Genomic DNA, 16,423 nt, shown 5'->3' with positions numbered 1-16,423 from the left:
AGACGGGTAGCCGCCGCCGTGTCCGTCCTGGTCCGTCGTGTCCGGTACGGCGGGTGGGCGTCGCCGTCCGGCGGCGGGAGCGGGACGAGGACGGGACGAACCCGGAACGAGGAGGACGACGTGCAGGAGATCGTGGGCGAGAGCCTGGCCCGACGGTTGGTGGAGTGGGGCGTCGACACCGTGTTCGGGTTGCCCGGCGACGGCATCAACGGCCTGATGGAGGGCTTCCGCCGGCAGCGGGAGAAGCTGCGGTTCGTGCTGGTGCACCACGAGGAGGCGGCCGCCTTCATGGCCACCGGGTACGCCAAGGCGACCGGCCGGCTGGGGGTCTGCTGCGCCACCTCCGGCCCCGGCGCGATCCACCTGCTCAACGGGCTCTACGACGCGAAGCTCGACCACGTGCCGGTGTTGGCGATCACCGGCATGCAGGAGACGTCGGTGCTGGGCTCGCACTACCAGCAGGAGGTGCACACCACCCAGCTGTACCAGGACGTGGCGTCGTACAACCTGATGGTCACCAACCCGCAGCAGATGCCGGCGGTGGTGGACCTGGCGATCCGTAACGCGTTGAGCAAGCGGACGGTGGCGCACCTGACGTTCCCCAACGACGTCCAGGTCGCGGCGGCCGACGAGGACCCGTACCGGCACGTCAGCCCGGGCAAGCCGCCGATGAGCGCGGCGGTGGTGTCCTACCCGCAACTGCCGCCGGATCCGAAGGAGCTGGCGAAGGCGGCCGAGGTGCTCAGGGCCGGCCGGAAGGTCGCCATGCTGGTGGGTGTCGGTGCGCGTGGTGCCCGCGCGGAGGTCCTCGCGGTGGCCGAGGCACTGGCCAGCCCCATCGTCAAGACGCTGCCGGGGAAGCTGGTGGTGCCCGACGACCACCCGCTGACCACGGGTGGGCTCGGTCTGCTCGGTACCGCGCCGAGTGAGGAGCTGATGGAGGAGTGCGACACCCTGCTGATGGTGGGCACCTCCTTCCCGTACGCGAAGTACCTGCCCGGCCCGGGGCAGGCGAAGGCGGTGCAGATCGACGTCGACCCCAGCCTGATCGGCATGCGGCTGCCGGTCGAGGCCCCGGTCTGCGCGGACGCCCGGCTGGCGCTGCGGGACCTGCTGCCGATGCTCGACCACGGCCCGGACCGCTCGTTCCTGGAGAAGTACCAGGGCAAGATGAACAACTGGCGGTCCGAGATGACCAGCCTGGTGGACCCACAGCGGTCACCGATCGCGCCGCAGTACCTGATGGGCTGCATCGACGAGGCCGCCGCCGACGACGCCATCCTCACCTGCGACTCCGGCACGATCGCCACCTGGTCGGCGCGGCACTGGACCATCCGTGGTGATCGGGAGTTCTACCTGTCGGGCAACCTGGCGACGATGGCGCCCGGCCTGCCGTACGCGATCGCCATGCAGCACGCCTACCCGGGCCGGCAGGTGATCGCGTTCGTCGGCGACGGCGGGTTCGCGATGCTGATGGCCGAGTTCCTCACCGCGGTCCGGCACGAGTTGCCGATCAAGGTGGTGATCAACAACAACAACTCGTACGGGCAGATCCTCTGGGAGCAGATCATCCTCGGCTATCCGGAGTACGCGGTGCGGCACCGTCAGCCGGAGGCGGACTTCTCGGCGTGGGCGCGCGGCTGCGGGGCTTTCGGCGCCAAGGTCACCGACGCGAAGACGTTGCCCGGTGCCATCCGGGAAGCGCTGGCGCACCCGGGTCCGGCCCTGGTGGACTGCGACGTCAACCCCAACGAACCGCCGATGCCCGGCAAGATCAAGTACGACCAGGCGAAACATTTCACCGAGGCGTTCCTGCGCGGTCAACCGCACAAGGTCGCCACCCTCGCCACCGTCGCCCGCGACAAGTTCAACGAGCTGCGGTCATGAGTGAGGTCCTGCTGCCGGAACCGGTCCTGCGCCCGCCCCAACCCGCTCACGACATCGACCTGGACGCGCTCGCCGCGGACCTGCGCGGCGAGGTCGACGGGGAGGTCCGCTTCGACGCCGGATCGCGCGCCGCGTACTCCACCGACGCCTCCAACTACCGGCAGGTTCCGCTCGGGGTGGTGGTGCCCCGCACCGTGGAGGCGGCGGTGGCCGCCGTCGCGGTGTGCCGTCGCCACCGTGCGCCGCTGACCTCGCGCGGCGGTGGCACCAGCCTCGCCGGCGAGTGCACCAACACCGCAGTGGTGCTGGACTGGTCGAAGTACTGTCACCGGCTGATCGAGGTCGACGAGGCGGCGGGAACCTGCCTGGTCGAGCCGGGCATCGTGCTGGACGAACTCAACGCCCAACTCAAGCCCACCGGGTTGGAGTACGGGCCCCGACCGGCCACCCACGACCACTGCACGTTGGGCGGCATGCTCGGCAACAACTCGTGCGGCGCCACCGCCCAGCGCACCGGCAAGGTGGTCGACAACATCGTCGAGCTGGAGGTGCTGCTCTACGACGGCACCCGGATGTGGGTGGGGGAGACCACCGACGAGGAGTACGACCGGATCCAGCGCGACGGTGGCCGCAAGGCGCACCTCTACCGGCAGTTGCGGGCGTTGCGCGACGAGTACCTGGCCGACATCCGCACCCGCTACCCACACATTCCGCGGCGGGTCTCCGGCTACAACCTGGACAGCCTGCTGCCGGAGAAGACGTTCCACGTCGCGCAGGCACTGGTCGGCTCCGAGGGGACACTGGTCACCATCCTGCGGGCCCGGCTGAAGCTGGTGCCGATCGTCAAGGCCCAGGCGATGGTGTTCCTCAGCTATCCGGACATCGCCTCCGCCGCAGACGACGTACCGCGAATCCTCAAGCACCAGCCGATCGCGCTCGAAGGCATCGACGACAAGCTCGTCAGCTTCGAGCGGCGCAAGAGCCTGCACCCGCACGCCCTGCACGAACTGCCGCCGGGCGGTGCTTGGTTGATGGTCCAGCTGGGCGGCGACGCGCCGCAGGAGGCGAGGGCGGCGGCCGACCGGCTTATCGCCGCGGTTCGTCGCGATGGCGGGCCGACAGTGCACGAGTTCGCCGATCCCGCCGACGAGAAGCAGATGTGGGGAGTGCGGGAGTCCGCGTTGGGTGCCACCGCGCACGTGCCGAACGCGGACAACACCTGGCCCGGCTGGGAGGACTCCGCGGTCGCCCCGGACCGGCTCGGCGACTACCTACGCGATCTGCAGAAGCTCTACCGGGAGTACGGTTACGAGCAGGCGTCCCTGTACGGGCACTTCGGGCAGGGCTGCGTGCACACCCGGATACCGTTCCGGCTGCGTACCGCCGACGGGATCCGGGAATTCCGCTCCTTCATCGAACGCGCCGCCGACCTGGTGGTCTCCTACGGCGGCTCGTTCTCCGGGGAGCACGGCGACGGGCAGGCCCGCGGCGAACTGCTGCCCAAGATGTACGGTGACCGGCTGACCAGGGCGTTCGGCCAGTTCAAGGCGATCTTCGACCCGGACGACCGGATGAACCCGGGCAAGGTGGTGCCGCCCTACCGGCTGGACAGCCACCTGCGGCTCGGCGCCGACTACGACCACGGTGCGGTCGACACGACCTTCGCCTACCCGGACGACGGCGGCAGCTTCGGCAACGCGGTGCTGCGCTGCGTGGGGGTCGGCAAGTGCCGCCACCACGAGGGCGGAGTGATGTGCCCCTCGTACATGGTCACCCGCGAGGAGGAGCACTCCACCCGAGGCCGGTCCCGGTTGCTGTTCGAGATGCTCGACGGCACCGCCCGTGGCGGCACGATCGGCGACGGCTGGCGCTCGGAGGCGGTCCGCGACGCCCTCGACCTCTGCCTGGCCTGCAAGGGGTGCAAGGCGGACTGCCCGGTGAACGTGGACATGGCCACCTACAAGGCCGAGTTCCTGCACCACCACTACGCCCGCCGGCTGCGCCCCCGCGCCCACTACTCGATGGGCTGGCTGCCGCTGGTGGCCACCGTCGCCGCCCGGCTGCCGCGTACGGTCAACGCGCTGGCTCAGGCCCCGGTGCTGAACCGGCTGGCGAAGACCGTCGGTGGCATCGACGGACGCCGGGACATCCCGGCGTTCGCCCCGGAGTCGTTCCAACACTGGTTCGCCCACCGGACCCCGACCGGCGACGGCTCGCGCGGGGAGGTGATTCTCTGGCCGGACACGTTCACCAACCACTTCCACCCCGGGGTGGCGCGCGCCGCGGTGGAGGTCCTGGAGAGCGCCGGCTGGCGCGTACGCGTGCCCGAGCAGCCGATCTGCTGTGGGCTGACCTGGATCTCCACCGGGCAACTCGGCGTCGCCAAGCGGGTGCTGCGTCGCACCATCGACGTGCTGCGCCCGCACCTGCGCGCCGGCACCCGGATCGTGGGGTTGGAGCCGAGCTGCACGGCGGTGTTCCGCAGCGACGCCCACGAGCTGTTCCCGGCCGACGACGACGTGACCCGGCTGCGGGAGCAGACCGTCACCCTCGCGGAGCTGCTGCACGACCACAGCCCCGGTTGGCAGCCGCCGCGGGTCGAGGCGCACGCCCTGATCCAGACCCACTGCCACCACCACGCCATTCTCGGCACCGCCGCCGACCAGGCGTTGCTGTCCGCCGCCGGGGTGGACGCCGAGTTCCTGGATTCGGGTTGCTGCGGTCTGGCGGGGAACTTCGGCTTCGAGGAGGGTCACTTCGAGGTGTCGGAGGCGTGCGCGGAGCGGGTGCTGCTGCCCGCCGTCCGCGACGCCGCCGAGACCGACGTGATCCTCGCCGACGGCTTCAGCTGCCGTACCCAGGTCGAACAGAGCGCCTCAGGCGGACGATCGGCCATCCACCTGGCCGAGCTGCTGCGCGCGGGCCTGCACGCCGGCACCGTGCCGCGCCGGCCGGAGCGCAGCTGGGCCGACCGGCCAGACCCACCGTCGGCGCTCGCCCGCTGGACGGCGGCCGGGACGCTCGGCGTCGCCGCCCTCGCCGGGCTGGGCACGCTGCTGCGGCGGTGGACGCGGTGAGCCACATCGGGCTCACCGCCGAGGCGTACCGGGTGCCCACCGACGCCCCCGAGGGAGACGGCACCCTGGCGTGGACCAGCACCACCCTGGTGCTGGTACGCGCCGACGCCGACGGAGAGACCGGGCTGGGCTGGACGTACGGGCCGGCGGCCGTTGTCGCGGTGGTGGCGGATCTGTTCGCTCCGCTGGTCGCCGACCTCGACCCGGACGACGTCCCGGCGGCGTGGACCAGCATGCGCCGCGGGCTGCGAAACGCCGGCCGACCGGGTGTCGCCGGGCTCGCCCTGTCCGCCGCGGACTGCGCGTTGTGGGATCTCAAGGCCCGCCGGCACGGGCTGCCGCTGGCCCGGATGCTCGGCACCGTCCGCCGGGAGGTACCGGTCTACGGCAGCGGCGGCTTCACCACCTACGACGACGAGCGCCAGCACCGGCAGCTCGCCGGTTGGGTCCACGAGCAGGGCATACCCCGAGTGAAGATCAAGATAGGGGAGTCGTGCGGCACGGAGGTGGGGCGGGACCTCGCCCGGATGACGGCGGCCCGGCGCACCATCGGCGACGACGCCGAGCTGTACGTCGACGCCAACGGTGCCTACCAGCGCAAACAGGCGATCCGGGTGGCGCACGCCGCAGCCGAGCTGGACGTGCGCTGGTACGAGGAGCCGGTCAGCTCCGACGACCTCGCCGGTCTGGGTCTGGTCCGCGACCGCGTCCTGCCGGACGTGGCGGCCGGGGAGTACGGCTTCGACCTGACCTACTTCCATCGGATGGCGCCGTTCGTGGACTGCCTGCAGATCGACGTCACCCGCTGTGGCGGGATCAGTGAGTTCCTCCGCGCCGCCGCGGTGGCCGCCGCGGCGGGGCTGGAGGTGTCCGGGCACTGTGCTCCGCACCAGCACCTGCCGGTCGCCGCCGCCATCGGGAACCTGCGGCACCTGGAGTGGTTCCACGACCACGTCCGGATCGAGTCGATGCTCTTCGACGGCACGGAGCCGGCGACGGGCGGCACGGCGCGGGTGCCGCTGGACCGGCCCGGCAACGGCGTGCAGTTCCGCGCGGATCGCGCCCAGCAGTACCGGGTGGCCTGACGTGGCTGACGGGATCGGGCGGCTGCCACTGCGGGGCGCGGAGGTCGGGCTCCGGCTGGCCTGGGGCGGTCTGCTGCTGCTCTCGCCGGTTCGGCTGCTGCGCCCGGTGGATCCCGTCACCACCACGGCCGTGGTGACGCTGCGGGTGCTCGGCGCCCGGCACATCGTCCAGACGGCGGTGACCCTCTGGCGGCCCACCCCTGGCGTGTTCGCCGGCGGGGCGGCGGTCGACGCCATCCACTGCGTCGCCGCGCTCGCGCTGGCCGCCGTCGACAGTCGGCAACGGTCCGCCGCCCGGACCGACGCCGCCGTCGCCGCAGCCTGGGCGGTGCTGGGCGCCGCCGTCGCACGTGATCGAGGAGACCGATGAGAACCCAGGAACTGCACCAACCGACCGGCCGCGTCCTGGTCGTCGTCGGCGAGCCGGGCGAGGAGCCGGTGAGCGTCATCGGTGCGGCGCTGCACCGGTACGACCTGCGAGCCGGCCGGGTGACACGAACCGATAGGAGTCGACATGGGTAAGGGGAATGACCTGCGGGTGGCGGTGGTCACCGGCGCGAGCGCGGGGGTGGGGCGGGCCACGGTACGGCTGCTCGCCCAGCGGGGCATCGCCATCGCGCTGCTGGCACGGGGCAGCGTCGGGTTGGCCGCGGCGGCCGAGGAGGTCCGCAGCGCGGGCAGTCGACCGCTGCCGATCGAGGTGGACATGGCCGACTACGACCAGGTCGTCGCCGCCGGTCGGCGGATCGAGGCGGAACTGGGGCCGATCGACCTGTGGATCAACGATGCGTTCAGCTCCGTCTTCGCGCCCTTCCAGGAGACCCGCCCGGAGGAGTTCCGGCGGGCCATGGAGGTCACCTACCTGGGGTACGTGCACGGCACCCGGGTCGCCCTGTCCCACATGACCCCCCGCGACCGGGGCACCATCGTGCAGGTGGGATCGGCGCTGGCGTACCGGGGCATCCCGCTGCAGGCGGCCTACTGCGGGGCGAAGCACGCGATAGTGGGGTTCACCGAGTCGTTGCGCTGCGAACTGCTGCACGAACGCAGTGGGGTGCGGGTGACCATGGTGCAGCTCCCGGCGCTGAACACCCCGCAGTTCGACTGGTTGCTGTCCCGGCTGCCTCGGCACGCCGAACCGGTGCCACCGATCTACGCCCCGGAGGTGGCGGCCCGAGCGATCGTCGGCGCCGCGGACCGACCGCACCGGCGGGAGTACTGGGTGGGCATCTCGACCGTGCTCACCATCCTCGGCAACCGGGTCGCGCCGGGGCTGCTCGACCGCTACCTGGCCCGCACCGGCTACCGGTCCCAGCAGACCGGCCGCCCCGCCGACCCGGACCGGCCGAACAACCTGTGGCATCCGCTGGACGGGCCGGGCGGGCGCGACTACGGCGTACGGGGCGACTTCGCGGGCCGCTCCCACGGGCACAGCCCGCAGGCGTGGCTGTCGCGCCACCGTCGCCTCGTCGCCGTCGGGATGGCCGGTGCGGCGGCGGGCGCGGTCGCCTGGCGTCGGCGCTGAACCGGAGGTCCCGGACGACCGCCTCGTCGTCTCACCGGCACGGGTCGACCTGGCCCAGCGTGACCGCCGTCTCCAGCATCAGCGCGTGCACGAAGGCCTGCGGCAGGTTGCCGCGCAACTGCCGCTGCCGGACGTCGTACTCCTCCGTGTACAACCCGGGTGGCCCACACGCGGCCCGGTTGCGCTCGAACCACCGGTTGGCGCCCACCGCGTCCCCGGCCTGCCAGGCGGCGAGAGCCGCCATGAACCCGCAGAGCAGGAACGCGCCCTCCGCGTCGCCGAGCGGCCGCCGGTCGGGCCGGAAGCGGTAGAGGTACCCGTCCTCGGTCAGCTCGGCCAGGACGGCCCGCCGGGTGGATTCGGTACGGGGATCATCCGGTGCCAGGGCGCCCCGGATGCCGGGCAGCAGCAGCGCGGAGTCGACGCGCGAATCGTCGTAGGCCCGCTGCCAGCGGCCTCCCGGACCGAGGCCGTGGGCTGAGGCGTCGGCGAGGATGCCGTCCGCCAGCGCGGACCAGCGCCCGACCAGGCTCCCCGAGCCGACCCGCGCGGCGGCGCGTAACCCGGCGACACAGGTCAACTTGGAGTGCGTCCACTGCCGAGTGGGCAACTCCCAGATGCCGGAGTCCGGCTCCGACCAGCGCCGCTCGATCACCGCCGCGGCCAGTTGCATCGCGCGGTACGCGTCACTGTCGAGCCGGTCGAGCCGCTGCGCCGCCGCGAGCACCAGCAGCACCTCGCCGAAGGCGTCGAGTTGGAACTGCTCACGTACCCAGTTGCCGGTGCGGACCCGGGCGCCCGGGTAGCCGGGCAGGTCGTCGAGCCGCTGCTGGTGCGGCACCGGATCGCCGTTCACGGTGTACGCCGGGGCCAACGCGTCGGCATCGGCCAGCACCCGCGCGGTCAGGAACGCGACCGCGTCGTCGAGCAGGTCGTACCGGCCGACCAGCGCGGCCGCCTGCCCGGCGAAGGACTGGTCGCGGATCCAGGCGTACCGGTAGTCGTAGTTGCGTCCGGCCAGCGCCCGCTCGGGCAGCGCGGTGGTGCAGGCGGCCACCATGCCACCGCCCGGACGGGTCAGGCCGCGCAGCACCGCGTACGCGAGGGTGGCGTCGCGGTGCGCGGGCCCGGTCAGCTCCGGCACCACCGAGCTCCAGTGCTGCTCGGTGATGCGCCACAACTCACCGGGTTCCGCGCCGGGCTGCTCCAGCGGTGCCGTCGACACCTCGAACACCAGGTCGGACGAGCCGCGGGCCGGCACGACCAGTTCGCCGGCGAGGAAGCCGTCGGCGGCGGAGTTCAAGCCCGAACCACAGTGCAACCGCAGGTACAGCGATCCGGCGCGGGCTGTCCACCCGTCGGCGTTCCGGGTGACCTCGCGTAGCGGGCTGCGGCCGAAGTCGGCGCGCGGGTCCAGCACCACACGTACCCGCGCCGGTTGCTCCGCCGCCCGGATCTGCCGCAACAACACCAGCCGGTGCTCCTGCCCGGGTGCGACGAGAGCCTCCCGGCACTCGATGATCCCGTCGGTGGTGACCCACCTGCTGCGCCAGATCAGCGACCCCGGCTCGTAGTGCCCGCCCCAGACGAAGCGGTCCGTCGCCGGCGTCACGAGGAAACGACCCGGGCCGCCGAGCAGCGCCGAGAAGAGCGGCGGGTCGCACCAACCGGGTGCGCAGAGCCAGCCGACATCACCATCCGGGCCGATGAGGGCGCCTCGGTATCCGTCGGCGAGGAGCGCATAGTCCCGCAGTACCGCCGGGGAACTCTCCGAGGCTGGCATCGTTGGCCTCCGGTCAGGGGGTCGGAGTGTTGTCCCTGGCACCGCCGCCAAGGTTGCGGCCGGCGGCAGGTCACTCACCGGCGGCGGACTTTCCCGCTGTCGACGTCTTGAAACGGACCAACGGGTACAGCCGGGCCAGGTCACCGTCTTCCCGCCTTTCGACCGGGTCGCGGTCGGCAGCGCGGTCGCCGTTATGGCTGCGTCAAAAAGCAGGCTGTCGCCGTAGCGCCTGCGTGAATTCGTGGATGGTGGGCAGCGGATCGGGGTTGGTATGGGCGTCGAGGGTTCGAGACGCGAGCCCTCAACGTCGCAGGAGGCGCGTGGTGACTGCCGATCCGGAATCATCGACCGCGGCATCGCGGGCACGGACACCGACCGGCGTCAGTGTCGCCGGGGGGTGGGCGGTGATGATCGCCGCAGCTCTGCTGGCCGCGGCGGCGTTCCCACCGGCCGACCTGCCGGGGCGGGCGTTCGTCATGGCCATCGCCGCCGGCGGCTTCGCGACGGTGGTGGCCGACCTGCGCGCGGTGGCGGCGGTGACCGGGCTCGGTATGGCGACGTTCGTCGGCTTCCTGGCCAACCGATTCGGCGATCTGACCGGCGCCGCCGACGGCTGGTCGTACGCCGCGGTGATTGTCTTTGCCAGCGTGCTCGGTGTCGGTTACCGGGTCATGCGGTCGCTGCCGCCGGCAACCGCCCGTGATGCGGCGGACGGCGCCGTTACGCCCAGCCCTCGGCCGCCGTACTCGTCGGATCCGATCCGCGGGAGGGCGACTGCCGGACGTGACCGTGACTGGTGACCGATGCCACGGTCACGCCGATCTGTCAGCGGCGTGACCGTGACGCAGCGTCAACCCCCATGCTGGTCGTCATGAGCACTCCGGTTCGAATCAGCGGTATCGAGCAATCCGCGATACACGTGCAAGACCTCGAAAGGCTTTCGGGCAGTTGACGGTGTTGCGCGGCGTGGACTTCGACGTGGCGCGGGGCAGCATCTTCGCCCTTCGGCCTGGTGTCGCAGGAGACGCCCCGTCTTCACCGGCACCCTGCGCGACAACCTCACCTACGCCGCGCCGGACTCCGACGACGAACACCTCCTCAGGGCCCTGGCGGCGGTCGGCGCTGACGACTGGGCGACGCGTGAGCTCCTCGACAAGGAAGCTGGCCCCCTGCCACCGGCACAGGCGCAGCAGCTCGCGCTGGCCCGGCTGCTCGTGCGCGGCCCGCCCGTCGTGGTGCTCGACGAGGCGACCGCCGAAGCGGGCAGCGCCGGTGCCGGTGAGCTGGACCGGCGCCTACGCCGCCCTGTGGTCGGCCTGGTCGCACTCGGCAACGCCAGCGATCTGACCCCGCCGGCGTCCCGACGCGGTCTCACTGGTGTAGATGCGCGCGCTGCCCCTCGCGATCGAAGATCATGATCAGCTCGGCCGGCGCGTCGAGCGCTGTCATCGAGTGTGGCGTCATCGTCGAGAATTCGGCTGCCTCGCCCTTTTCGACCTCGATCTGCCGTTCGCCGAGCCACAGCAGGACCCTGCCCTCGAGCACCAGGAGCCAGTCGTACCCCGGATGGACCCGCTGGGCCGGCATCGTCGCCTCGGGCTCCAACCGGACCTTCACCGCCATGGTGCGCCCGTCGACGCGGCTCAGCGGCCACGTCGTGCGTGAACCCGAACGGTGCTGAACGGGACGGATCACCACGTCCTCGTCGCTGCTTGCCTCGAACAGGACGTCGAGGCTGACCTGCAGCGCGCCGGCCAGGGGCACGAGCACATCGAGACTGAGCGTCCGTTTGCCTGTCTCGACCCGGCTGATCGTCGACGGGCTGAGGTTGCTGCGCTGGGCGAGTTCGTCCAGGGAGTAGCCGAGCGTGGTGCGGATGCTCCGCAGCCGTGTGCGGGCCAGACGCTCCACCTCACTGCGGTCGTTCATCTCCCCAGCATCGAGGCATCTTGCGGATTCCGCAAGATGTCTGTCATATACCGCCAGGTGTTCCTACGCTGGACGTATGACAGACCATGCCCACGAAGCCTCCGAACACACACCGCACCAGAGCATCGTCCGGAAATGCGACGTCGCCGTCATCGGCGGATCAGCGGCCGGGTTGGCGGCCGCGCTACAGCTCGCTCGTCAGCGACGCTCGGTCATCGTCATCGACGACGGCACGCCGCGGAACGCGCCGGCGGCGCACATGCACGGGTACCTCGGACGTGAGGGCACCCCGCCCGAGGCGATGCGGGCCATCGGGCGCGAAGAGGTCCGCAGCTACGGTGGCAGCGTCCTGCACGGCCGTGTCCTGGCGGTGCGGAAGGAGGACGACGGGTTCCACCTCGCCCTCTCGGGCGGCCACGGCCTCGTCGCCCGCCGGATCCTGGCCGCGACCGGCATCGTCGACGAGCTTCCCGACATCGAGGGCCTCGCCGAGCGGTGGGGCGCTCAGGTGTTCAACTGCCCGTTCTGCCACGGCTGGGAGGCCCGCGACCTGCGGGTCGTGCAGATCGTCACGTCGCCGATGGGACTGCATCCGACTCCACTGATGCGGCACCTGACCGATCGGTTGACAGTGGTGCTGCATGACGCGACGGGGATCGACCCGGACGCGGTAAAGACCCTCGTCGCCTCCGGGGTCCCGGTGGTCGAGAGTGCGGTGCGCCGGTTGACCGACGCCGACGCGGACGGGTCACTCGTCGTCGAGCTTGCCGACGGTCACAGCCTGCCGGCCGACGCGATCCTCACCGGGGGCCGGTTCCGTCCCCGGGTCGAGATGCTCGCCGGGCTCGGCGTCGACACCACCGCCCACCCCAGCGGACTCGGTGACCTCGTCGCGGTCGACCCCGCCGGACGTACCAGCGTGGAGGGCGTCTTCGCCGCCGGGAACCTGACCGACCCGAGCGGCCAGGTCCTGCAGTCCGCGGCGAACGGTAGCTGGATCGGCGCCCAGATCGCTTTCAGCCTCGCCGCCGAGGACATCACGGCGGGTGCCCGCCCCTCCGGCGTCGCGATCGAGTGGGACAGCCGCTACGGGGACCAGGAGCGGGTGTGGAGCGCCAACCCGAACGGCACCCTCGTGGCGGAGGTGGCGGACCTGCCCCCGGGGCGGGCGCTCGACGTCGGCGCGGGTGAGGGAGCCGACGCGCTCTGGCTGGCCGAACGCGGCTGGCAGGTGACCGCCTCCGACGTCTCCGCCACGGCACTCGACCGCATCCGGGCCGAAGCGGAACGTCGTGGGCTCGACGTGCGCACGCTGCACCGCGACGCCAACGACCCCGCCGCGTACGCGGACCAGACCTACGACCTCGTCTCCCTGCAGTACGGCTCGTTCCAGCGCACCCCCGAGCAGCGCGGACTGCGTAACCTCCTCGACGCCGTGGCCGTCGGTGGGACGCTGCTCGTCGTCGGCCACGACCTGAGCTGGCTCCAGCAGCCGGCGGACCCCGGCGAGCAGACCCACATGTACGACCCGCAGGCGTACGTCGGCATCGACGAGATCGCTGCCGCCATCACGGCTTCGGGCGACTGGCGCGTCGACGTGAACGAGACCCGCCCGCGCCCCCCGGGGGCGATCAGCACCCACCACGTCAGCGACGTCGTGCTGCGCGCCGTCCGACTGGATCACCACAGGAGCTAAGGCAACCCGCCCGTCGCAGCGAGCACACGGTCGCGGCACTGCTCGGGCGCGTCCCGGCGACAACGGGGGGAGCACCCGCCACCGGCCTCGGTGTACCAGTCCACCGAGGCCGGTCAGGCGCCGACCGTAGTGGTACGCCGCGACGGCGCACGGCGTCGAGGCAGCCTGCCTGGACCGGCTTGTCGGGGCCGCCGCAGTAAACCTGATCGTCGGACGTCGGCGCTCGGCCGGGGCACTAACATCTCGCGACATGAGTTCCGTACACCTTTCCTGGGCCGGGGTGCGCAAGGCCGCCCTCTGGGCGGTGGCAGTCCTCCTGGTGCTGGGCCTCGCGTTCACCCTCACCGCGGTCTGGGCGGTTCGCCGCTCGTTCCCGCAGCAGGACGGCGTGCTCCGGCTTCCCGGACTGACCTCGCCCGTCACGGTGTACCGCGACGACCACGGGATCCCCCAGGTGTACGCGAAGACCAGCGACGACCTGTTCCGCGCCCAGGGCTATCTGCACGCGCAGGACAGGTTTTGGGAGATGGACTTCCGCCGCCACGTAACCGGCGGCCGGCTTGCCGAGCTGTTCGGGGAGGGCCAGGTCGAGACCGACAGTTACCTGCGCACGATGGGCTGGCGCCGGGTCGCCGAGCAAGAGTGGCAGCTCATGTCTCCAGACGCGCGGCGGTACCTGCAGGCGTACGCCGACGGCGTGAACGCCTGGCTCGCCGACCACGACGGGGGTCGGGCGAGCCTGGAGTACACGGTGCTCGGGCTGCAGAACTCTGGCCACACGATCGAGCAGTGGAGCCCGGTGGACAGTCTCGCCTGGCTCAAGGCGATGGCGTGGGACCTGCGGGGCAACATGGACACCGAGATCGCTCGCGCGGCGCTGCTCGGCGCCGGCCTGACCCGCTCGCAGGTCGAACAGCTCTACCCGGCCTACCCGTACGACCGGAACTCACCCATCGTCGACGGGGGAACCGTCGTAGGCGGCATCTTCGACCAGGGCGTCCGGCCCGTTCCGTCCGGTGCCCCGACGGCGTCCACAAGCGGCGGCCAGGGTGGCGGCGGCCCGGACGAGGCCGGGACCGACGGCGGTGGCACGGTCGCCGCGCGGACCGTCACCGAGCTCGCCGACGGCCTGTCCCGGCTGCCGGTCATGCTCGGCGACAGCGGCCCGGGCATCGGCTCGAACTCGTGGGTCATCGGTGGACAACTGACCTCCACCGGCAAGCCGATCCTGGCCAACGACCCACACCTGAGCCCGAGCATGCCCGGCATCTGGTATCAGATGGGTCTGCACTGCGAGTGCGCGTTCGACGTCGCCGGGTTCACGTTCGCCGGCGTCCCCGGCGTCGTCATCGGCCACAACGCCCGTATCGCCTGGGGCTTCACCAACCTCGACCCCGACGTGACCGACCTGTATCTCGAGCGGGTGGACGGCGACCGGGTGCAGGTCGACGGCGAGTGGCTGCCCCTGCAGACCCGCACCGAGACCATCGAGGTCGCGGGCGGCAAGCCGGTGTCGATCACGGTACGCACGTCCCGGCACGGTCCGCTGCTGTCCGACGCGTCGGCGTCGCTGCGGGACATCGGCCGCAGGCCGCCGGTCGACCAGGCCGGCTCGCCGGCCCCCGTGGCCGCCAGCCCGCAGCTCGCTGCCGGGCGTCCGGCGCCGGACGGCGAGACGCAGGGCGACGGTTACGCCATCGCGCTGAACTGGACGGCGCTACGGCCAGGTCGGACCGCCGAGGCGCTCTTCGCACTCAACACCGCGGCGAACTGGACCGAGTTCCGCGCCGCCGCCGCGTTGTTCGAGGTGCCCGCACAGAACATCGTGTACGCCGACGTGGACGGCAACATCGGCTACCAGTCGCCCGGTCGCATCCCGGTGCGCGGCAAAGGCGACGGGCGGTGGATGAGCCCGGGCTGGGATTCGGCGTACGACTGGAAGGGTTTCATTCCCTTCCCCGAACTGCCGAGCGTCCTCAACCCGCCCGGCGGCTATGTGGTCACCGCCAATCAGGCCGTCGTCGGCCCCGGCTACCCGCGCCTGCTGACAAACGACTGGTCGTACGGCTACCGCAGCCAACGCATCCGCGACATGATCACGTCAGCGCCCGGCCCGATCAGCGTGGCGGACGTGCAGCACATGCAGTTCGACAACCGCAACGGCTTCGCGCCGACCCTCGTACCGGCGGTTGTCGACGCTCTGCACCGGTCTACCGACCCGTCCGACGACGCCCGCGTCACCGCCACCGACCTGTGGAAGGACTGGGACTTCCAGCAACCCGCCGACGGCCCCTCCGGCAGCGCCGAGGCGCGCCGGTCCGCCGCGGCCGCGTACTACAACGCGACCTGGCGCCACCTGCTCGCCGGCATCTTCGACGAACTGCCCGCGAGCTACCGCCCCGACGGCGGCGACCGGTGGTTCGAAGTGGTGCGGGGACTGCTCGCCCAGCCCGGGTCCCCGTGGTGGGATCGCCAGGACACCCCGGCCGTCGAGCGTCGCGACGACATTCTGCGCTCGGCGGCGGCCGAGGCGACCGCGGAGCTTCGCCGCGATCAGGGCGACCGGCCCGACTGGCGGTGGGGCCGGATGCACATCCTGACCGCACGCAACCAGACCTTCGGCACGTCGGGCGTCGGGCCCGTCGAGTGGCTCTTCAACGCCGACCCGGTCGGTGTGTCGGGCGGCGACGCGATCGTCAACGCGACGGGCTGGGATGCCGCCGCGGGCTACGAGGTCGACGCCGTGCCCTCGATGCGGATGATCGTCGACCTGGCCGACCTCGACGCCTCCCGGTGGATCCAGCTGACCGGCAACTCCGGGCACGCCTTCCACCGCAACTACGACGATCAGTTGCCGTTGTGGCGCGACGGCAAGACCCTGCCGATGCGCTGGGATCGGGAGGACGTCACGGATGCGGCTACCCAGACGCTGACCCTGCGACCGTGAATGTGTGCCCGACAGGGTCCGGTCGGAGACGATCTGCCCGCCCGACGATCGCTGCGCCACCCGCCTCGGCAACGACCGCGTCGGCACCGATGCACTGGCGGTTCGACCCACCGGGGGCCCTACCCCCGGTGGGTGGTCGGCGGGATCAGTGCCGTGGCAGGGCACCGCGGACCTGGGTCCCGTGTTCCCCGTCGGGCCCGGTCGTGACGAAGATGGCGCGCACCAGCAGGACGGCCGACGGGGTCGCGACGTACCGGACGTGGTTCGCGCTCCGGCGACGGCGGACGAGGCCGGCAACCCGGAGGTGCCGAAGGTGTTTGGCGAGCGTGGTGTATCCGACGCCGAGCCGTTCGGCCAGTTCACCGGCGGTCGCCTCCTGATCGATGACGTCCAGGACGATCCGCAGGCGGATGGGTGAGGCGAGCGCCTGAAGAACGGCGGCGGCGGTGTCTATCGGCTCGTTCGTGGCGCTGCGGTCGCTCTCTGCCATTCGG

13 protein-coding genes are annotated in these 16,423 nt (G+C 71.7%); 10 read left to right on the top strand and 3 right to left on the bottom strand.

Features of this window, described 5'->3' with window-relative positions:
• Window positions 1–120 precede the first annotated feature (120 nt).
• From O7614_RS22045 to O7614_RS22020, 6 genes are read left to right on the top strand one after another with little or no spacing between them, the layout of a single operon-like run.
• A complete protein-coding gene (locus O7614_RS22045; RefSeq protein ID WP_278140382.1) occupies window positions 121–1,887 on the top strand; it encodes a thiamine pyrophosphate-dependent enzyme in 1,767 nt (588 codons plus the stop codon).
• Window positions 1,884–4,964: an FAD-binding and (Fe-S)-binding domain-containing protein gene (locus O7614_RS22040; RefSeq protein ID WP_278140381.1), complete on the top strand. Its 3,081-nt coding sequence runs from the start codon at window positions 1,884–1,886 to the stop codon at window positions 4,962–4,964. Before O7614_RS22045 ends, O7614_RS22040 begins: the two co-directional genes overlap by 4 nt.
• Complete coding sequence (locus O7614_RS22035; RefSeq protein WP_278140380.1) at window positions 4,961–6,049, top strand: enolase C-terminal domain-like protein; 1,089 nt, start codon at window positions 4,961–4,963, stop codon at window positions 6,047–6,049. Before O7614_RS22040 ends, O7614_RS22035 begins: the two co-directional genes overlap by 4 nt.
• 1 nt (window position 6,050) lies before the next feature.
• Window positions 6,051–6,419: a hypothetical protein gene (locus O7614_RS22030; protein WP_278140379.1), complete on the top strand. Its 369-nt coding sequence runs from the start codon at window positions 6,051–6,053 to the stop codon at window positions 6,417–6,419.
• A complete protein-coding gene (locus tag O7614_RS22025) occupies window positions 6,416–6,571 on the top strand; it encodes a hypothetical protein (RefSeq protein WP_278140378.1) in 156 nt (51 codons plus the stop codon). Before O7614_RS22030 ends, O7614_RS22025 begins: the two co-directional genes overlap by 4 nt.
• Window positions 6,564–7,574, top strand: a complete 1,011-nt coding sequence (locus O7614_RS22020; RefSeq protein WP_278140377.1) for an SDR family oxidoreductase — start codon at window positions 6,564–6,566, stop codon at window positions 7,572–7,574. The genes O7614_RS22025 and O7614_RS22020 overlap by 8 nt, the downstream gene beginning before the upstream one ends.
• Window positions 7,575–7,605: 31 nt before the next feature.
• On the opposite strand, the gene O7614_RS22015 is transcribed toward O7614_RS22020, so the two are convergent.
• Window positions 7,606–9,357: a glycoside hydrolase family 15 protein gene (locus O7614_RS22015; RefSeq protein ID WP_278140376.1), complete on the bottom strand. Its 1,752-nt coding sequence runs from the start codon at window positions 9,355–9,357 to the stop codon at window positions 7,606–7,608.
• A 407-nt stretch (window positions 9,358–9,764) separates the two neighbouring features.
• On the opposite strand from O7614_RS22015, the gene O7614_RS22010 reads away from it, so the two are divergent.
• On the top strand, window positions 9,765–10,157 hold the full coding sequence (locus tag O7614_RS22010; RefSeq protein WP_278140375.1) for a hypothetical protein: 393 nt from the start codon (window positions 9,765–9,767) through the stop codon (window positions 10,155–10,157).
• 246 nt (window positions 10,158–10,403) lie between these two features.
• A complete protein-coding gene (locus tag O7614_RS22005) occupies window positions 10,404–10,775 on the top strand; it encodes an ATP-binding cassette domain-containing protein (protein ID WP_278142329.1) in 372 nt (123 codons plus the stop codon).
• On the opposite strand, the gene O7614_RS22000 is transcribed toward O7614_RS22005, so the two are convergent.
• Window positions 10,729–11,286, bottom strand: a complete 558-nt coding sequence (locus O7614_RS22000; protein WP_278140374.1) for an XRE family transcriptional regulator — start codon at window positions 11,284–11,286, stop codon at window positions 10,729–10,731. The two genes, O7614_RS22005 and O7614_RS22000, sit on opposite strands and share 47 nt — an antisense overlap.
• Window positions 11,287–11,362: 76 nt before the next feature.
• Here O7614_RS22000 and O7614_RS21995 point away from each other — a divergent pair, with 76 nt between their 5' ends.
• Together O7614_RS21995 and O7614_RS21990 are read left to right on the top strand one after the other, a co-directional pair.
• The gene (locus O7614_RS21995) at window positions 11,363–12,982 is read left to right on the top strand and encodes an FAD-dependent oxidoreductase (RefSeq protein WP_278140373.1); all 1,620 of its coding nucleotides are present in this window, start codon (window positions 11,363–11,365) and stop codon (window positions 12,980–12,982) included.
• A 250-nt stretch (window positions 12,983–13,232) separates the two neighbouring features.
• A complete protein-coding gene (locus tag O7614_RS21990) occupies window positions 13,233–15,929 on the top strand; it encodes a penicillin acylase family protein (RefSeq protein WP_278140372.1) in 2,697 nt (898 codons plus the stop codon).
• Between the two features lie 145 nt (window positions 15,930–16,074).
• Here O7614_RS21990 and O7614_RS21985 read toward each other — a convergent pair whose 3' ends face one another.
• A complete protein-coding gene (locus tag O7614_RS21985; protein WP_278140371.1) occupies window positions 16,075–16,419 on the bottom strand; it encodes a metalloregulator ArsR/SmtB family transcription factor in 345 nt (114 codons plus the stop codon).
• Window positions 16,420–16,423: the final 4 nt, after the last annotated feature.

This window comes from Micromonospora sp. WMMD961, assembly GCF_029626145.1.
Taxonomy (GTDB): Bacteria; Actinomycetota; Actinomycetes; order Mycobacteriales; family Micromonosporaceae; genus Micromonospora.
The sequence above is the reverse complement of the archived record's forward strand: the minus strand, read 5'-3'. Positions and strand labels throughout refer to the sequence as shown.

Bases quoted from the DNA above. Each gene is read 5' to 3' on its own strand.
- O7614_RS21985 (WP_278140371.1), bottom strand. From the start codon at position 16,419: ATGGCAGAGAGCGACCGCAGCGCCACGAACGAGCCGATAGACACCGCC.
- O7614_RS21990 (WP_278140372.1), top strand. From the start codon at position 13,233: ATGAGTTCCGTACACCTTTCCTGGGCCGGGGTGCGCAAGGCCGCCCTC.
- O7614_RS22040 (WP_278140381.1), top strand. From the start codon at position 1,884: ATGAGTGAGGTCCTGCTGCCGGAACCGGTCCTGCGCCCGCCCCAACCC.
- O7614_RS22025 (WP_278140378.1), top strand. From the start codon at position 6,416: ATGAGAACCCAGGAACTGCACCAACCGACCGGCCGCGTCCTGGTCGTC.
- O7614_RS22000 (WP_278140374.1), bottom strand. From the start codon at position 11,286: ATGAACGACCGCAGTGAGGTGGAGCGTCTGGCCCGCACACGGCTGCGG.
- O7614_RS21995 (WP_278140373.1), top strand. From the start codon at position 11,363: ATGACAGACCATGCCCACGAAGCCTCCGAACACACACCGCACCAGAGC.
- O7614_RS22010 (WP_278140375.1), top strand. From the start codon at position 9,765: ATGATCGCCGCAGCTCTGCTGGCCGCGGCGGCGTTCCCACCGGCCGAC.
- O7614_RS22020 (WP_278140377.1), top strand. From the start codon at position 6,564: ATGGGTAAGGGGAATGACCTGCGGGTGGCGGTGGTCACCGGCGCGAGC.
- O7614_RS22015 (WP_278140376.1), bottom strand. From the start codon at position 9,357: ATGCCAGCCTCGGAGAGTTCCCCGGCGGTACTGCGGGACTATGCGCTC.